This window comes from Methylomonas sp. Uni0009 (genome assembly GCF_054188105.3).
In genome coordinates, this window is sequence record NZ_JBTAFN010000001.1 from 2,561,532 (window position 1) to 2,580,088 (window position 18,557).

Annotated in this window: 6 protein-coding genes; 5 read left to right on the forward strand and 1 reads right to left on the reverse strand. The window is 53.8% G+C overall.

Going from position 1 to position 18,557, the window contains the following annotated elements; all coding sequences use genetic code 11:
* Positions 1-40: 40 nt before the first annotated feature.
* Positions 41-10,489: a cadherin-like domain-containing protein gene (locus ACWAU0_RS12155; RefSeq protein ID WP_458136824.1), complete on the reverse strand. Its 10,449-nt coding sequence runs from the start codon at positions 10,487-10,489 to the stop codon at positions 41-43.
* 370 nt (positions 10,490-10,859) lie between these two features.
* Here ACWAU0_RS12155 and ACWAU0_RS12160 point away from each other — a divergent pair, with 370 nt between their 5' ends.
* The 5 genes from ACWAU0_RS12160 to ACWAU0_RS12180 are packed head-to-tail and all read left to right on the forward strand — an operon-like array spanning position 10,860 to position 18,515.
* Positions 10,860-11,726, forward strand: coding sequence for an HDOD domain-containing protein (locus ACWAU0_RS12160; protein ID WP_458136825.1), 867 nt, complete (start codon positions 10,860-10,862; stop codon positions 11,724-11,726).
* A 6-nt stretch (positions 11,727-11,732) separates the two neighbouring features.
* The gene (locus tag ACWAU0_RS12165) at positions 11,733-12,614 is read left to right on the forward strand and encodes an HDOD domain-containing protein (protein ID WP_458136826.1); all 882 of its coding nucleotides are present in this window, start codon (positions 11,733-11,735) and stop codon (positions 12,612-12,614) included.
* Complete coding sequence (locus tag ACWAU0_RS12170; RefSeq protein WP_458136827.1) at positions 12,611-14,359, forward strand: GAF domain-containing protein; 1,749 nt, start codon at positions 12,611-12,613, stop codon at positions 14,357-14,359. Before ACWAU0_RS12165 ends, ACWAU0_RS12170 begins: the two co-directional genes overlap by 4 nt.
* A gap of 21 nt (positions 14,360-14,380) precedes the next feature.
* On the forward strand, positions 14,381-16,525 hold the full coding sequence (locus ACWAU0_RS12175; protein ID WP_458136828.1) for a hypothetical protein: 2,145 nt from the start codon (positions 14,381-14,383) through the stop codon (positions 16,523-16,525).
* The gene (locus ACWAU0_RS12180; RefSeq protein ID WP_458136829.1) at positions 16,518-18,515 is read left to right on the forward strand and encodes a preprotein translocase subunit SecA; all 1,998 of its coding nucleotides are present in this window, start codon (positions 16,518-16,520) and stop codon (positions 18,513-18,515) included. Before ACWAU0_RS12175 ends, ACWAU0_RS12180 begins: the two co-directional genes overlap by 8 nt.
* Positions 18,516-18,557: the final 42 nt, after the last annotated feature.

Below are 18,557 nucleotides of genomic sequence, written 5' to 3' on the forward strand. Positions count from 1 at the left end.
GGAATATTAAACCGAAACTCAAGCAAACAGTTTCTGATCATCACGGGGTGTCTCCAGAGCCGGAGGATACTGAGTCAAGCTCTTTGGCTTCATGGTCTTTTGCCAGCCTTGATTTTTTGACTGATCGCATTATAGGCAATGGATCAAAGCGTTTCAGTAAGGGCACCGTGGACATAAAGCTGGCCATTAACGACCCAGCCCGCAAGATCCAGCTGACAAATCCGGCAGTCAGACCGGCGCTGGTCCCCAGAATGATTTTAATGTTTACCGGATTGGCGTCCTCTACGACCGTAGGGTCGCTCATTTGCTTGTGAATGTTTTCCAATCTGTTCCAAAACTCCACTTCTTCTTGCTCGCTTAAAGTCGTCTGGCTATCAATTCTGTATTCATCGACCGATGGAATTCTGGATTCAAAGTGGTATTTTCGGCTAGTTTCGTTCCTGCGTGGTTCTTCGTTTTTATTAGTGTCCATCAGTCCGGATAAGCGTGGGCTATTTCCATTATCAATCCATGCGTTGGATTCTAAGATAAATCGATTGCCTGTTGCCTGCTTATCTGAAGGTGATTCATGCGTTAATTGATCGGCATGGGGGGGTAAATCAACAATGACCGCAAATTGATCGGTGGATACGTGCTGACTTGCTGAAATATGTGTTTGAGCGTCGTCTCCCTGATTTTTATCATTCAAACCATTTTTTGGATTATACCTAATGATGTCGTGCAAAGTACTCGTCGTATCGTTAGATGCAATATAGTTAATCTTGGCGGCCATTGCGGTGGAGCCCGCTAGTCCGTCGTTGACGGAGAGGCTAAAACTCGGCGCCGATTCATTGTTGCCGTCGTCGATGAATTGCACTTGGTTGGCGGTCAGCTGGGCGCTGGTAAAGCCGGTGATCGGTAATCCTGCACGGGATGCCAATTGGAAATACCCCCCCGTTACATCGCCGACCGTGTAAGTAAAACTGTCACTATCCGGATCTGTTATCCCAAAATGGGCTGCGCTGAGCGTGACCGTTTCCCCCTCGCTTACCGTCAAGCCCAGATTATTGATGATCGGTGCATCATTGATACCGGTGTAGTTGATCGCCGCGGATAAAGTATTGGAACTGAGGCTACCGTCGCTGACAGTGACATCAAAACGCGGCGCCACTTCATTGCCGTCATCGACAAACTGCACCTGGCCGGAGGCCAGCTGGGTGCTGTTGAAACTGGTGACGCTGACACCGGGATTGGTAGTGAGTTGGAAATACCCGCCACTCACACTGCTGAGCGCATAGGTGAAGTTGGCGTTGTCGGGGTCAGTGACGCCGAAGTTGGCGGCCGCAAGGGTGACGGTCTCGCCTTCATTCAACGTTAGGCTGGCACTGGTCAGGACTGGCACATCGTTGAGCGAGCTGTAGTTGATGGTCGCGGCCAGCGTATTGGAATTAAGTGTGCCATCGCTGGCTGTAGCGTTGAAGTTTGGCGGAGCCTCGTTAGCGTCGTCGACAAATTGCACTTGATTGGCGACGAGTTGCGCGCTGGAAAAGCTGGTGATAGCAATGCCGGGGGCCGTTGTTAGTTGAAAGTAACCCCCGGTCAGTGCGCTGATGGTAAAAGTGAAATCACTATTGTCCGCATCGCTGACGACAAAATCTGCGGCGCTCAGAGTCACCGTCTGGCCTTCGCTCTGGGTCAAATTGGTTGCACTGAGCACAGGGGCATTGTCGTTGAGGTTGGTTATATTGATTGTAAAGCTTTGGCTGTTAGTCGAGCCGTCCGAACTGGTCGCCAACACGGTGATGTTGTGGCTGGTGGCGGACTCGTAATCGAGCAGGCTGCCGTCGGCGACGGTGACCACGCCGGTGCTGCTGTCGATGGCAAAACGGCCGCCGGCGTTGTCCGTCAGGCTGTAGCTGATCGTCGCCCCCGTGTCGGCATCGGTCGCTAACGCCGTGATGCCCACCACGGTGCCGTTGACGGCGTTCTCGGCGACACTGTTGGCGGTGGCATTGTTGTCACTGACCGCCGAGACCGGATTGTCGTTGAGATTGACGACCGCCAAGGTCACGGCCAGACTATTGCTCAAGGTGCCGTCGCTGGCGACGACATCGAAACTGTAGCTGGACTTGCTTTCGTAATCGGCAGCGGCCTTGAGGGTGACGGCACCGCTGTTGGCGTCGATGTTCAATAAGGCGGCATCGGCGCCGCTCAGACTCCAGGTCAGCGGGTTGCCGTCGGCATCGCTGCCGGTGGCGGTGTAGACCACGGTGTTGATCGGACTGTTCTCATTGACGCTGGCGCTGCTGCCGGAGCTGATCGCCGGGGTGTTGTCGTTGACGGCCGTATAATGGATCGTCGCGGCCAATGTGTTGGAATTCAACGCACCGTCACTGACAGTCATACTGAAACTCGGCGCCACTTCGTTGCCATCATCGACGAACTGCACCAGACCGCCACTCAAATCGGCACTGGTGAATTGCGTGATCGAGTTACCCGCCGCGCTGCTCAATTGGAAGTAACCGCCGCTGACGCTACTGACCGTGTAGGTGAAGCTGGTATTGTCGGGATCGCTGACGCCGAAGTTGGCCGATGACAAAGTAACGGTATCGCCTTCATTCAAGGTCAGCGACGCACTGCTGATGACCGGCACCTCGTTAACATCAGCCAGCGAGATGGTAAATGTTTTATCGACGCTGAGCCCGCCTGTGTCGGTCGCACGAATGATGATGTCGTGGCTGGTCGCGGCTTCATAATTAAGTAGACTGTCGTTAGCAACGGTGATTTGGCCAGTGTTGGCGTTTATCGCAAAACGTCCGCCTGCATCATTGATCAGCGCATAACCCCAATTTTCCCGCAGATCGTTATCAACCCCCACAACCGAGCCTACGACCGTGCCAATGGCGGTATTCTCGGCGATACTTGCCAAGGCAACAGTGCCGCCTTCCAGGCGCGCATTGGCCCAAACACCATGATCAAAAGCGTTGCCGTTATTGGCGTTGTCGATAGCAAGCCTTAACGTACTGGCTCCGGTCACGTCGATGTTCAGGTCGATAGGCGTGCTGGTGGAGTTTAGAATAGGGCTGCTATAAGTCTGTACACCATCGACATATACGTAAAACTGCACCTTGCCATACGAGCCGGTTTGGTAATCGTTGATGCCGATTGTGGCCTTGAACGATGTGGCGCCATTGATCGCATAGTCGACATAACCGTAGCCGTTGCCGCTAGCGGCGGGATGAGTTCCCAAGCCACGGGCGTAGCTGACCCCGTCCAGGACAATGCCGTAGCCACTATGTCCGGTATTGAGGGTTAAGTCATACATCGATTTTGTCAAATAGCTCTGCTCAGAGAGATAGCGGGTCGCGGCAATGTCCGTTGGCGCTTCGTTGGCGGCGGTATAGTTGATTGTTGCTGCCAGAGTATTCGAATTCGCCGAGCCATCACTTACGGCAACGCTAAAACTAGGCGCGACTTCATTGCCATCGTCAACAAATTGCACTTGATTGTTAGACAGTTCCGTGCTGGTAAAACTGTTGATGCTGAAGCCGGGGTTGGTCGTAAGCTGGAAAATACCGCCGGACACATTGCTGACCGTGTAGGTGAAACTGTTGTTATCCGGATCGGTTACGCCGAAGTTCGCCGCCGAAAGGGTGACGGTTTGGCCCTCGGTCAAGGTCAGACTGGCACTGGTCACAACCGGCGCGTCGTTGCTGGCAATAATACTGAGTGTGCCGGACACCACATTGCTGGTGCCGCCATCGCCATCAGTCAGATACCCTTGTAAGGTACGCACCAAATTTGACGGGGCGTCCGAGACATTCTGATAAGTAATGTTACGCCCCAAGGCCTGCGCAGCGGCCACGCTGGCGTTGCTGTTAAAACTGATGACCAAAGGTGTCGTGCCGTCGGTACCGCCGGTGAAAGTACCCATTACGACCCCACCGTAGCTGACATTGCTACCCGACACGCCGATTTGTCCACTGGCCGTGCCTTGATTACGGATCGCCAGACGATCTTCTGCTTGGCCGTTGGCGCTAAACGATACTACCAACTGGCCGCCATTAAAATCTGTCAAGTCAACATCGGTCACGGTCGCATTGGGTGCCAATATCACGGCGCCGGCGTTTTCCGGATAACTGACGCTACCGGAAGCGAACGTCAACACGGGCGCATCGTTGACCGGATTGACTGTGATTACCTGGGTCGCAGTGGCTACCAAGCCACCACCGGTTCCGGTATTACCTAAATCACTGAGCGTAAATTGCATACCGCCCGGCCCACTGTAGTTGGGGTCTGGCATGTAATCGATGTTATCCAGGGCAGTGTTGATGGCCGCTAGGGTGCCACGGAACGTCATTGTGGTATCCGCTGCTCCATCACCAACGGAAAATGTCAATCCGACCAACCCGCCTAAAGTGACTGTGCCGTTGATAGCGGAAATCGTCATCTCCAGATTCGAGGAGCCGGCATCAACATCAGAGATGGTTATGGCGTTACCAATCGAAGCCGAAAAACGCTTTACTACGTCTTCATTGGTAGTTCTAGCGCTAACCACGTTAATAACTGGCGCATCGTTCACTGAGGTAATGTTAACCGTCGTGCTGCCGGTTGCCGTTAGCGCTCCGCCGCTACCTTGAGCGACGGCATTGACATCGCTGAAGGTCCAGTCGATCTGCACGCTGGAGGGCGGGGTTTCGCTCCAGTTCCAGTAGACAGTGTTGCGCATCAAGGTGTTGACCCGGGCATTGGTGGCGTTAGCACCAAAGGTGATTTCCATCTGCCCGCCGGTGAAGCTGTAGGTGCCGACCTGCACGCCGCTGACAAACACGTCGGTGCCGCTGACGGTCACGGTGATGCCGTCAAACGCCAAGGCGTCTTCAGAGTTGGCGCCGCCGTGGCGAGCCAGGGTCAAGGTGGAACCGTTAAAATTGTCGGTGCCGGACAACTCGGCGTCAAAAATTGTCACGTCGGCATCAAGCACCACCGCCGATCCGTTTTCGATAAAGGTAGGCGAACCATTCAGGTTGCTGAATGCCGGCGCATCATTAACGGCGGTAATGTTGATGGTCAGGGTATTGGCCGTGCTATCCAGGGTTTGTCCGCCGCCGTAGCTGCTGCCATCGTCGGCGACACTGAATAAAAAGCTGGTTAGCGCCGTGCCGTTGGCGTTAGCCGCCGGGGTGTAGGTCAACTTGCCCGATTGAATGTCGGCGGCGCTGATGGCGTCCAACTCCTGCACGGCAACTCCGTTCAAATACAGTGTCCCGGAACCTGGCAGCGATTCGATCCAGACCTGACTGAGATTGTTGCCGTCGGCGTCGGTGAACGGAAAATCGGCAATGGTAAACGTATAAGCGGTATCCTCGGTCACCGTAATCGTGTGATCTTGGCCGACCGGCGCACTGCTCGGCGTTTCCGCGACAATGGCATTGGAAAACTCCGAGGTTTCGTAAAAGGTCGAATAACTGGAATCGGTGCGGGTCGCGGTAATGGTAAGGTACTGGCCAGTCGCTAGGCGGGCATCGGAGAAATTAAATTGAATATTGACGGTACCTGAACTGCCGACCGCCATGTTCAACGCATTCAGAAAGGTTCGTCCCTCGCCGCTGGCCGTGGCATCCGAAAAAACTTCGATGCGGTAATAACTGTTAGTCGCGCCGTTGTAGGTGCCGCTAAACGTCAGATTCGTACCATTCACGACCGCCCGGGTCAACACCATCGTGTTTAACAGACTATTGGGACCGCTATCGACATCGCCGGCGTCGTTGGCGGTCGCGCCGTTGTCGCCCAAATCAATTCCTAGGCGGGTGTTGCCGTAAATGCTGTTCTCTAAAAACACGTTGCTGGAGCCAGTGCCCACAGCCGTTATGCCCACGTCGTTGTTGGCGATGATATTGCCGGCGCCGGCCGTTGTGCTGCCGATCAAACTGCTGGTGGCGGAATTTTCAATAGCAACCCCTTGCATACCGTTGCCCAACGCCGTGACGCCATCCGTGCCAACCCCAATGTAGTTGCCTTGGACGACAGTGCCGGTGGTGCCGCTATCGCTGATATAGACGCCCGCCTCGGTATTTCCGGCGATGATGTTGCGGGTCGCTGCCGTGGTACCGCCGATTAGGGTATTGTCTGCACTGTCGATTACTGAAACACCGTCCCAGCTGTTTGCCAAACTGGCATTGCCGGATACGTCGGTACCGATGGTGTTGCCTTGGACAATATTGTTGTCGGCGCTTTCGCCATTGATAAAAACGCCGGAGTAATTGTTGCCCGAGATCAGGTTGCCGGCGCCGGTTGCCGTGCCGCCAATGGTGTTTCCGGACGATTCGATAGTAATACCGGAATTGGCATTGCCCAAGTCGATCATGCCGGAAATATCGGTACCAATATAGTTACCGGAAATGACGTTGCCGGTTGCCGAGCCGCCGGTCAAGGTAATACCCGAACTGCTATTACCGGAAATGACGTTACGTGCTGCGACTGTTGTGCCGCCGATGGTGTTGTTAGCCGACTGCACATAAATACCGCCGCCGGCATTGGCCAGCGCGGCGTTGCCGGTGGCGTTGAGACCGATCAGGTTGCCAGCGACAAGGGTGTTGCTGGCAGGTGCTTCCAACTGAATGCCCACCCAGGCCGTGGTGCCACTGATGACGTTGCCTTCGCCGGCGACCGTTCCGCCGATGCTGTTACCGGCGGCACTAACCCAAACACCCTGATTGGCATTGCCGACTGCATTCGCACCGGAGGCATCGGTGCCGATGTAGTTACCCTTGATTACGTTGCCTGTGGTCGAGCCGTTGTCGGTATTCAAGCCGATACCAAGACTGGTATTGCCGGAGATTACGTTGCGATCCGCTGCCGAGCTGCCGCCGATGATGTTATTGGCGGAATTCCAGATGCTGATACCCACTGCGTTGCCGGCAGCGCCGGTGCCGGCAGCATTAAGGCCTATCCAGTTACCGGCAATGGTGTTGCCGCTACTGCCGGCGATAGTGATGCCGCTGCCGGTAAAGTTTTGAATCACCAGGCCGCGGATGGTGCTGCCATCGCTGCCGCCGTAGAGCTGGATGCCATCTTGAATACTACCGGCGCCGTTCAAAACAATTGCGGGTTTGTTGGCGCTGAAGCTGTCGTCGCTGGTCGCATCCAGCACGACTTGACTCGTAATCGTCAAGGGTGCCGTCAGATTGATAGTATGCACCGACGAACCGCTGATGCCGAAGTAAATGTAATCCGTGCCGGCGGTATTGTTGGCGGCGGCAATCGCCTCCCGCAGCGAGATGCCATCGCCGCCATCGCTGGCGATCAATGCGCTGATCGAACTGGTATCAGCCGAAGCGCTGATGGTATCCGAGGTGTTGGTGACAACGATGGCGCCGACATGCACATCCAGAATGTCGGTATCGGTTAAAGTGCCAACCGAACCGGTATTGCCTTGATCGCTGGTGGTCAGGGTCAATTGAGCCAAGCCACGGTAGTTGCTAGCGGGCGTAAAGGTCAGGCCATTATTCAGTGCGGTGTTGATTGCCGACACTGTGCCGGAATAAGTCATGCTACTGCTGCCGTTGGTGCCGCTGACCAAGGTCAGGCCCGAGGTACTGGCTAGCGTCAATGTACCTTGGCTGATGCTGAGCGTCACTTGCACACTGCTGGAGGCTGCATCGGCGTCGGCAATTTGTAGGGCATTGCCATTCGCGCTGGAGAAGGTTTTGCTGGTATTGACGGCGGTGTAACTGTTGGCGGGTAGACTGTTGACCGGCGCGTCATTGACCGCCGCGACCGAGATGCTGCGCGTTCCAATGTTACTTGCCGTCGTGCCGTCGGTCACGCTGAAACTCACGGTGCGGCTGGCGGTGGACGGCGCATCGCTGGTGTTTTGATAGGTAACAGAACGCAGCGCAGTTTGATACTGGGCGACGCTGGCCGTGCCGGTTAAGGTCAGTGTGCCGGTGCTCGCATTCCAACTGCCGGTGATGCCGTTTTGATCGGTAAACGCCAGTACGTCCTGCCCGCTGGCGTAGTTGCCGGTGATCTGCACCGTGGCGCTGCTCAGATTAGCGTTATCGACGTCAGTAAGTACCAGGCCTGAGGTAATCGCTGTCGCAGCGCCGTTCTCGGTGTAAGCCAGGGTCGTGGCTTCGATGGCGGAAATGAGCGGCGCATCGTTGATTGCCGTTACTGTGATAGCCACCGTATCGGTGTCTGTTAAGGTCAGGTCTCCGGCGAGTGTGGCAATTTCCGCCCCAGTTAAAGCGCGGTTATAAATCCGTGCTTCGTCGATCTTGCCATTGAAATCGTAGGTAGTACCACCGTTTCCGTGCTTGCCGATAAAACTATTGGTTCCCTGACTGTAAGCGATGGATGTGGTGTAAGCGGTAGAGACCACGGCAACGCCGTCTATATAAACCGCTTGGGTATGGGCTACGCTGTCGATGGTGTATGCAACGTGGTGCCAGCCGGTACCGGCCAATGTCGTAGCCGTTTCGGTAAATCTGAACGTGCCGCTATCGACATAACTACCTTTGATTTTGCCGCCGGCATCCAGGCGTAATATCACGTTGTCGCCCAGCGAAATGACTTCTGCACCCCCCGTGTCGGCGGACGCCAAGTTTACCCAGGCCGCCAGGGTGACACTGGATGGCTGGCCATAAACCCCAGTAGTTTGCACATAACCGTCGCCAGCCAAGCTCAGCACATTGCCGCGGGTAGTGTCATTGACGGACGTGCCGTTGACGACCGAGGCCGTGGAACCGGCCGCCGGACTGCTATCGGTCTCCAGTGCGCTAGTGTTATCGAAAGCGTAACGGCCCAAGAGGCCGGTATCGATATCCAAACTCAGGAGTACCGAGTCTTTGGTGGCTAACGTCAGCGTCGCGCTGCCGCTGTATTCGGCAGTGGGCATGAAACTCAAGCCATTCAGCGCCGTGTTGATGGCGCTGGCAGTGCCACGAAACCTCATCGTGTTGTCGGCGGTGCCGTCGCCGGCTACAAAGGTCAAGCCGGTGGTGCCGCCCAAGGTCAGCGTGCCGTTGGTGACCGTCAGAGTGATTTCGTTGTTTGCGCCGCCGGCATCAGCGTCGGTTATCGTAATCGCATTGCCATTGGCCGATGAGAACACTTTGGCCGTGTCCTCATTCGTTGTTTGTGCTGCGGGTACTGTATTCACAGGCGCGGTGTTTATACTTGCTTTGATAGATACCGCACCTATCGACCAATCGGCAGCAAGTAACGCTGAACCGCTCATCGTTACTGAGCTCGCGCCTTCCGCCACGGAAGAGCCTGCCTTTGCCGTAGACAATAGGGGAGAACTGCTCCATTGCGAAGTTTGCCCGGTACCCGAAGTATCAGCTGAAATAGCTTTCCAATACTGCACGTCGATAACTAAATCGCCAGTCGCACTGGCGACATTCACCGTGCCTGATCCCCCCAACAAACCGGTGGTGCCGGTGTTGCCAGCATAAGTACCGTAGGGCATCGATTGGTTAACACCGTTAAAGGTCGATGCACCCGCAGCAGCTTCTGTATTTCCGGTAAATGATATAACGACGTTATCGGTTCCCGCTGTGGGGTTGACCAACGCCCAAATTTCGACGGCGTGATTGGCTGCTGTGCGCCCTACGCGGGTGAGATCGGCGGTACCGTATTTAACGCTGTTGACCCCAGCGCTGCCGTCATCAATGGCAATCTCGACAAATAGTACCCGGTCGAAGCCGGCACTGACCGTATGCGACCACGTCAGTTGGTTGGTGCTGGTGCTGCTGGTGGATGTCACTGTGCCATTGGCAGTCACCGCCATCAAGCCAGTCCATTCGCTTTGACCCGCCGCGTTGACTACAACTTCGGTTTCGACGTCGCCGGTTTGGTATTCAAGTAGCCAGTCCCCTCCCAAATCCGCACTGCCGGTGGTATCTTCCGACGCCGCGACGTCGATATTGGTGATCCCGGACAGATACTCGACAAAACTCTGCCCAAATTGCGTTTCCGCGACATTGCAGCCGTAAATCAGAATATCGCCGTTGGCATTGAAGGCATCTCCCCAGGCGCTGATGTCGGTCTGGTTTTGAATCAAGGTATCGAAATTGAGTTGACTGTTGCCTAAATCCAGGCTGCCGTCGCTGCCGTGCGAGATGATATGCACCGCGTCCAGATTGTCGCGCTCGGCCAGAATCTGCGTGATTTGTTGAATGCCGTCGGTGCTGCTGTCCAGCGTAATGATTTCCAGATTACGGTTGGAAACGTCGCTGCTTTTGATATCGTTTATTAGCGATTCGTAGCCCTGGACGCGGGTATCGACAAACACGATTTCATTGCGGCTGGTCTCGCTGGTGCTGGTTTGCGCGGGGGGCTGTTGGGTGTCGGCGGGCGGTGTCGCGTTGGCGTAGGTCGCGTTGGGGGCCATGAGTTGTTCGGTCAAAAGCCCCTCGATGCCGCCGGAGAACAGCTGTCGAGATTCCAACTCTTCCAGAATCGGTTTGGAGTGGTAGTGCTTGAGATGTGACTTTGAATTCATGGGCGTTGAAAGTTGCAGTTTGACCGATGAGCATGGAACGCCGTTGGCATCGGATGCCTTAGATGCTGCTAGAGTTTAGCGACTTCGCTTTAATTATTCTGTGATTGCAGCAAATAATCCGTAATAGAACACAGATAAGCCTGCTCAAAATGTGCAGTGGTTAAGTGTCGGAGGGTATATGGAAAAAATGGAGCGCTTGTGGCTTTTATTAGCCCCACTCTTAAATACCGATCACCCCTCAAAGAGCAAACCAGCTTGAGTTTCGACGACCTCAGCCCGAACGGAATACCGGTAGTTTCCCTACTATAGCTCCGGTTTCCGTTCTATACTTCCGCTTGATTTAAACACTGTCTAATTTGGAGGGACGCCCTTGCTTGATCCTGTCGAGATCAATTCGCAAGCAGATTTGATCGAACATACCTTGCAAGAAATCAAAGGTTTGGTTTCCTTGCCCGAGGTATATCAGAAAGTTAGAAATTTGATCGACGATCCCCGTTCGGATATCGAGCACTTTGTCGAAGTTGTGGCCAGCGATCCCAACTTAAGCGTAGCCGTGTTAAGAGTTGCCAACAGCGCTTTCTTTGGTTTTCCGGGAAAGATCGACAGCTTGAATCGCGCGGTTAGTATGCTGGGCATCGGGCAGTTACATGACTTGGTGCTGGCTACCTCGGCGATTGCCTCGTTAAAATTGCCCAATGACATCATGCCGCTGAAAACCTTTTGGCGGTTCAGCTTGTTCTCGGCGGTGTTGACCCGGTTGTTGGCAAGCCAGCTAAAATTCCCCAAGAGCGAACGCCTGTTTGTGATTGGTTTGTTGTATGAAATAGGGCATCTGGTGCTTTACGCAAAGCACCCTGAGTTGGCGAAACGCGCGATGGAACTGTCCCGGAATAACCAGGAATTACTGCACATCGCTGAACAAAAACTGTTGGGTATGCATTATGGCGAGATCGGTGCCAAACTGATGGCGCAATGGTGTTTGCCGGCGCATTTTCAAGACATTGTGCATTATCAGCCCACCCCTGACCTTGCCCCGGATCAGCGCAGGGAAACCGCACTACTGCATCTGGTGCGGGCCTGTGCCGAAAAGTACATATCCGGGCATATGCGCGCAATCGAGGAGAGCGTATCCGCGGACATTTGGGATATTTTGCAACTCAATGCCGAACAGTTGGCAGAGACTGTCGAACAAGCTTTAAAAGCCGCGACTGAGATGGAAAAGCTCATGTTCAATTAAGCCGCTATGAGAGCTGAACAACAATTCCTTTGCGATTTGGCCGAAAAAATTTCGATGCCCGAGGTGTATCTGAAAATCAGGCTGTTATTAGAAAAGCCGGATGCCAGAATCCGCGACTATGTCGCTGTGCTGCAAACCGATGCCATACTGACCGTCCGCATCATCCGCATGGCCAACAGCCGCTTCTTTGGTTTTAACCGCAAAGCCTACGATCTCTACGATGCAATCAGCTTGATTGGTACCATTCAGTTGCATGATTTGCTGTTGAGTAGCCTGTGCATGCGCACGTTTTGCAATATTCCCGACGCGGTGATGGACTTGAAGGAGTTCTGGTTGCACGGCATCGAATGCGGCATCGCCTGCCGTACGCTGGCTAAACTGGCCGGACTACCCGCTGGACATCGTTTTTTTGCACTGGGGTTGTTATTGGAAATCGGCCACGCGGCGATGTTTGTCAAAGCCCCGGAACAGGCGCTGGACGCATTGCTGGCAAGCCGGAAGCAGGGCTTGCCGATTGACGAGCAGGAACGGCTGTTGTTTGGCTTTGATTATTGTCAGTTGGGCTCTGAACTGATGCGTTTATGGCATTTACCCGAGGTATATTCGCACATCATTGGTCACCAACTGCATCCTGAACTTACCGATCCGCATTATCGCAACGAAACCTATCTGGTTTATCTGGCGCAGCAAGTGTTTGCGGAGCCGGAACAATTTAACCAAGCGCTCAGTGGCTTAAAGGATAGCCAGCAACAATTTGCCGCCATCCCCAGTAATTTGAAAGACCTGGTCAGTCAGGAAATAGCCAACCATCTCGATGACATATTTCTGATGTTGTGCCCGCAGAGTGTGGTTCAGAGTAATGCCTGTCCGGGAGGTTTTCCGCTATGAGCGTTAGATTTGCCCAACAATGGCTGGAGATAGTCTGCCGCATTGTGCCGCAAACTGAGGCTGCGGCATTGATGGTGAGCGATGCGGATGGCAAAACACTGAGACTCTTAGCGAAATGGCCGGAGAACCTCGCCGATACCGCCGAGTTATCGGCTATTTGCAAACTCACACTGGATAAAAATCAACCCAGTTACATGCCTAATGTGGCGAAGCCGGATCAACGGCCATATGACTTTTTCGGTCTGCCGGTATTTGACGGTTCGTTACTATTGGGCGTGATTGCGCTCAAACTTGAGCACTCTGTTGCTGATCGTCGCGCGGCTGTTTTTGCCACGCTGGAGCAGAGTGTGGAGTGGTGGGGCTTGGCGCAAGGTCACTTGCAGCAGAACGACGATTTTTACAGCTCGGTAGTCGGTTTGCTGGCGGCTTGTTTCGAGCAAAATAGTTACCGCGAGGTTTTGATTAGCCTGGGTAGCGAATTGACGCGCATGCTGGGTTGCGATCGGGTTGCCATCGGCGAATATAAAGACAACTACAGTACGGTAGTGGCGATTTCCAACAATGCGCAATTCGACCAGCAAGCCAATTTGTTGCAAAAAATAGCCGACGCGATGGACGAAGCCATCGAGCAGGATAGCGTGGTGGTGGTTCCGGATGTCAAATCGGTCAGCATCCAGCGCGCTCATCAGGAAATCGTCCGCAAGTATGGTTATGGATCATTGCTGACCGTGCCGATGTTGCATGGCGGTGAGTTTATCGGCGCGGTTACCCTGCTACGCAGCGAAGAACAATCCTTTGCTAAGGAAACCGTTCTACTTTGCCAACAAGCCCTGGCACTGATCTCGCCCTATCTGGCCCTAAAAAAACTCGATGAACAAGCGTTGTCGGTAAAAATCGGCATCAAGCTTAAACAGCGGCTGGCCGAACTGATGGGCGTCAAACACTTCAAAGTGAAATTGACCGCCCTGGGCTTGGTGTTGTTCTTGTTGGTCACCTCCGTGTGGCGCGCTGATTTTCGGGTGACCGCCAACGCGGTGTTGGAAGGCAAAATTCAGCGGGTAGTCGCTGCGCCCATATCCGGATTTTTGCAATCGGCGGCGGTACGGGCCGGCGATACGGTGCGGCAAGGCGAATTGATGGCTAGCCTGGACGATGCGGAATTACAACTGGAATTGAGCAAGCTGGACGGACAGCTGCAAAAATTCCGTCGCGAATATCGTGAAGCCCTGTCCGGTGGTGATCTCGTGAAAGTCAGGGTCATCAGCGCGCAAATCGACCAGGCCGATGCGGAAATGGAGCTGACCCGCCAGCAGTTGCAGAAAATCAATCTGGCCGCGCCGTTCGATGGGGTGGTGATTGAAGGCGATTTGAGTCAGAAACTTGGCTCACCGGTCGAACGCGGTGAAATCCTGTTCAAAATTGCCCCGTTGGAAGGTTACCGCATCATCCTGAAGGTGGATGAAAGCCTGATTTCCTATGTGCAGGCAGGTCAAAAAGGCTCTTTGGTGTTGGCCAGTATGCCCAGCCGGACCTTTCCGCTACAGGTGCAAAAGATTACCGCAGTGGCCAAAACCGATAGCGGCAAAAACATCTTCCGTGTCGAAGCCAGCCTGGAAAATGCGCCCGAACTATTACGGCCGGGCATGGAGGGCATAGGCAAAATCGCGGCCGGGCGCGCTAGTTTATTGTGGATCTGGAGCCACGACATGCTGGCTTGGCTGCGTTTGTGGATTTGGTCCTGGTGAATCGGATGCTGAGGTTTGCTCATGGCTAACGAACTGTTCAGTCCGCACTGGTACCGAGTCGCCAAGCTCAAACCCAAATTGCATAGCCATATCGAGATTCACCGCCACGAGTACCGCGGCCTGATCTGGTACATCCTGGAAGACCCTAATACCGGCCGCCATCAGCGCTTTAATAGCCTGGCCTATCAGTTCATCGGGCTATTGGACGGCAAGTTGAGCGTACAAGAGATTGCCGACATCCTGAATCGGCAGCTGGGCGACTATGCACCCAGCCAACAAGACCTTATTCAACTACTGGGGCAATTACATCAGGCCGATTTGATTCAAACCGAAGCCTTGGTCAACACCGAAGAATTGTTCGAGCGTCAGGCGCGGTTGAGCAGTGCGAAAAGCAATCAGCGTCTGTTGAATCCGCTATCGCTGAAATTGCCACTGTGGGATCCGGACGAGTTTCTCGGCAAACATGTGTCTAAAGTGGCGGGGCTGTTCAGCGTCAAGTTCGGCGTGGTCTGGCTGCTAGTCATTGCAATTGCTTCGCTGCAAGCTGGGGCTAATTGGTCGGAAATCAGCCATCATTTTGAATTGAACGCTTTGGCACCCTACAATTTTTTGATCATGTTCTTGCTGTATCCCCTGATCAAAATCCTGCATGAATTGGGGCATGGCTTTGCGATGAAGTTGAAAGGCGGCGAAGTGCATGAAATGGGCGTCAATTTTTTATTGTTCATGCCGGTGCCTTACGTCAATGTCTCCGCCGCCAACCATCTGCGTAACAAGTACGACCGGATGTTGATCAGCGCCGCGGGCATTTTGGTGGAAGGATTTCTGGCCGCGCTGGGCCTATTCTTGTTTTTGAGCACCGAGACCGGATTTGTCCAGGATGTGGGCTTCGACATCTTGCTGACCGGCGGCGTCTCATCGTTGTTTTTTAACGGGAACCCATTATTGAAGTACGACGGCTATTACATTCTGGCCGATGCCTTGAGCATTCCCAATTTGTATCAGCGTTCAAGCCAAATCTGGGCTTATTTGGCCCAGCGATATTTGTTTGATTTGAAACAGGCGGTGTCCCCGGCCTCTGCGCCGGGCGAAACGGCTTGGTTTGTCATTTATAGTTTGGCGTCGCTGACTTACCGCCTGATGATGTTGTGGTTTGTCTGTATTTATCTGACCGAAAAATTTTTCTCACTGGGTATCGCCGTTGCGCTGTTGATGGCGTCATTACAGGTGGTGTTTCCGCTGTATAAAGCCATACGTTTTGTGTTTACCAGCCCCAGTCTGAGTCGGAAGAGAGATAAGGCGCTGCTGACCACGGCAGGCGTGGCCTTGTTTGTGGTTCTGGTTTTTGGTGCTTTGCCGATTCCCAATTACACGCTGGCTGAAGGTGTGGTGTGGCTGCCCGATGAGGCGTTGATCAAGGTGGAGCAAGAGGGTTTCATCGGCGAACTGTTGGTGAAATCCAATCAGTTTGTGAATCAGGGGGATGTGTTGCTGACCATGCATGACGACGCATTGGAAGCCAAAGCCAAGATCGCCCGCGCCAAAGTGGCCGAGTTGCAAAGCCAATATCGGGCGGAGAAAGAGTCGGATTTGGTAAAGGCGGAAATTTTGAAAGAATCGTTGCGCGTTGCGGAGTCCGAACTGGATCATTTGAATCATAAATCCAGCGCGATGATCATAAGCGCTGCTAAATCCGGTTATATCCTGTTGCCGGATGTCGACGATCTGACCGGTAGCTATTTGCGTCAGGGGGAGTTGATTGGTTACATTCTGGATGAACAGCCGCCGACCATCCGCATGGTGGTAACGCAAGACAATATTGGCCTGCTAAGGCAAGGCAGTCCGGAAATCAATGTGCGCCTGGTGAGTGATCCGTATCGGGACTACCCGGCCCGGATTATCAGGCTGGCGCCGGAAGCGACCAATACGCTACCCAGCCCGGCCCTGGCGACCACCGGCGGCGGCAAGATCCGCGTGAACACGGAAAACGAACAAGACATGCAAACCCTGCAAAAAATCTTTTTGGTCGATCTGGACTTCTCGCCGCCGAAAAATCTGCCGATAGGTATGCGCGCTTATGTGCGGATCAACCATGGCGGCGAATCGATTATGACTCAGCTGTACCGCCGGGTACGCCAGGTATTTTTGAGGCAGTTCAATGTCTGAGTTGGTGTTGCGTCCAGGGGTATATTTTGGCAGCTACCCGCAAAAGCCGGAAAGTCGACTAATTGATTTCGAACAAGGCGCCGCGGCATTTTTCGACAAAATCCACAAACGCCTGAACTGCCAACGTTTCAGCCAGGCTTATATCGTCAGTCGAGTTGAAAAAGTTGCTGCCCCGTTAAGCAACTACAATGAGCAACAGTTGACCATTGCCATTCTGGAACTGCGGGAAAATCTATACCGGCATGGTCTGACAGAAGAGCTGATGATCAGAGCCTTCGCGCTGATTCGCGAAACCGCCGGTCGGACGCTGAATAAACGGCATTTTGACGTGCAATTGTTTGGCGGCTGGTTAATGATCAACGGCATGCTGGCGGAAATGGAAACCGGCGAAGGCAAAACGCTGACCGCGACCTTGCCGGCCTGCACCGCCGCCTTGGCAGGCATCCCGGTGCATGTGATTACTGCCAACGATTACTTGGCGGCGCGCGATGCGGAGATTCTGAAACCGCTTTATCTGCGCCTGGGCTTGAAGTCCGGTGCGGTGGTTGACGGTATGGACCTTGAACTGCGCCGAAAACTGTATCAACAACCCATCGTCCATACGACGAATAAACAAATTGCCTTTGATTATCTGCGTGACCGCATCGAGATGGGCGAGGATGTGGGCTTGTTAAAATTTCAATTCAAGCAGATTCAGCAGCAAATAAAACAGCCGAAAAGCAAGGCTCTGATCATGCGCGGCTTATGCTTTGCCATCATTGACGAAGCCGATAGCGTACTGATCGATGAAGCCAAAACGCCGCTGATCATCACCCAGACCCGGCCGAATGAGGCGTCTCCGGAAACCTACGGTGATGCCTTGTATCTGGCCTCATCGTTGTTCATTAACGACGACTTTGTCATGGACCCGAAAACTCGGGATGTCGAACTGACGCCGCAAGGCGAAAATACCCTTGCGGATATGATTATCGGCTTGGGACCGAGTTGGAAAAATAAGCGCTGGCGGGAAGCCATGGTCAAGCAGGCGCTAATCGCCGAGTATTGCTTCAAACGTAACAAGCAATACATCCTGAAAGATAACAAGGTGCAAATCATCGACGAGTTTACCGGCCGGGTGATGGAGGATCGGTCTTGGGAGCAGGGCTTGCAACAAATGATAGAAGCTAAGGAAGGTTGCTTGATTTCCGAACAACGCGAGCCGCTGGCCCGGATCAGTTACCAGCGCTTTTTCAGCCGCTATCTCAAACTGGCCGGTACTTCGGGCACGGTACGGGAAGTGGCGACGGAAATGCAGCGTGTTTATGGTTTGCATAGCGTAAAAGTGCCTACGCACAGAGTATCGAAACGGATTTTGTTCAGCGAACGGATTTATGCCACGCAGGCAGCCAAGCAAGGCGTGTTTCTGCAACGGGTCCGCGAGTTGCACGCACTAGGCAGGCCGGTATTGATAGGCACCGGTTCGGTTGCCGAGTCGCTGGAGGTCAGTGTTTGGCTGGAAGCGGCGGGTTTGGTTCACCGGGTGTTGAATGCGGAACAAGATCAACACGAGGCTGAGATCATCGCGCAAGCCGGGCAGTTGCACGCTATTACGGTAGCTACGAATATGGCCGGCCGTGGCACCGATATAGCCCTGGGATTGGGCGTGGCGGAGTTGGGCGGTTTGCACGTGATTGCGTTGAACTGTAACGAGTCTCGGCGCATAGATCGGCAACTATACGGGCGCTCTGCCCGGCAAGGCGATCCGGGTAGCTGCGAAGCGATACTGTCGCTGGAGGATACGGCGCTACGGGAGTTTTATTCGTCTGCTATTCTCAAGACTATGGCCGGCCTGGCTAAAGATCAGCAAGCTTTGCCGGGGTTTTTGGGAAACCTGATATTACGTCTGCCGCAAATTTATAACGAGCGGCAACAGCGCAACGTCAGAAGGCAACTCAGCAAACAGGATAAGCATTTGTCGCGTATTTTGGCGTTTTCCGGCAAGTTTGAATAAACGCTGTGGCCTTAAATTTACTATTTTGTTAAAAATCAGACC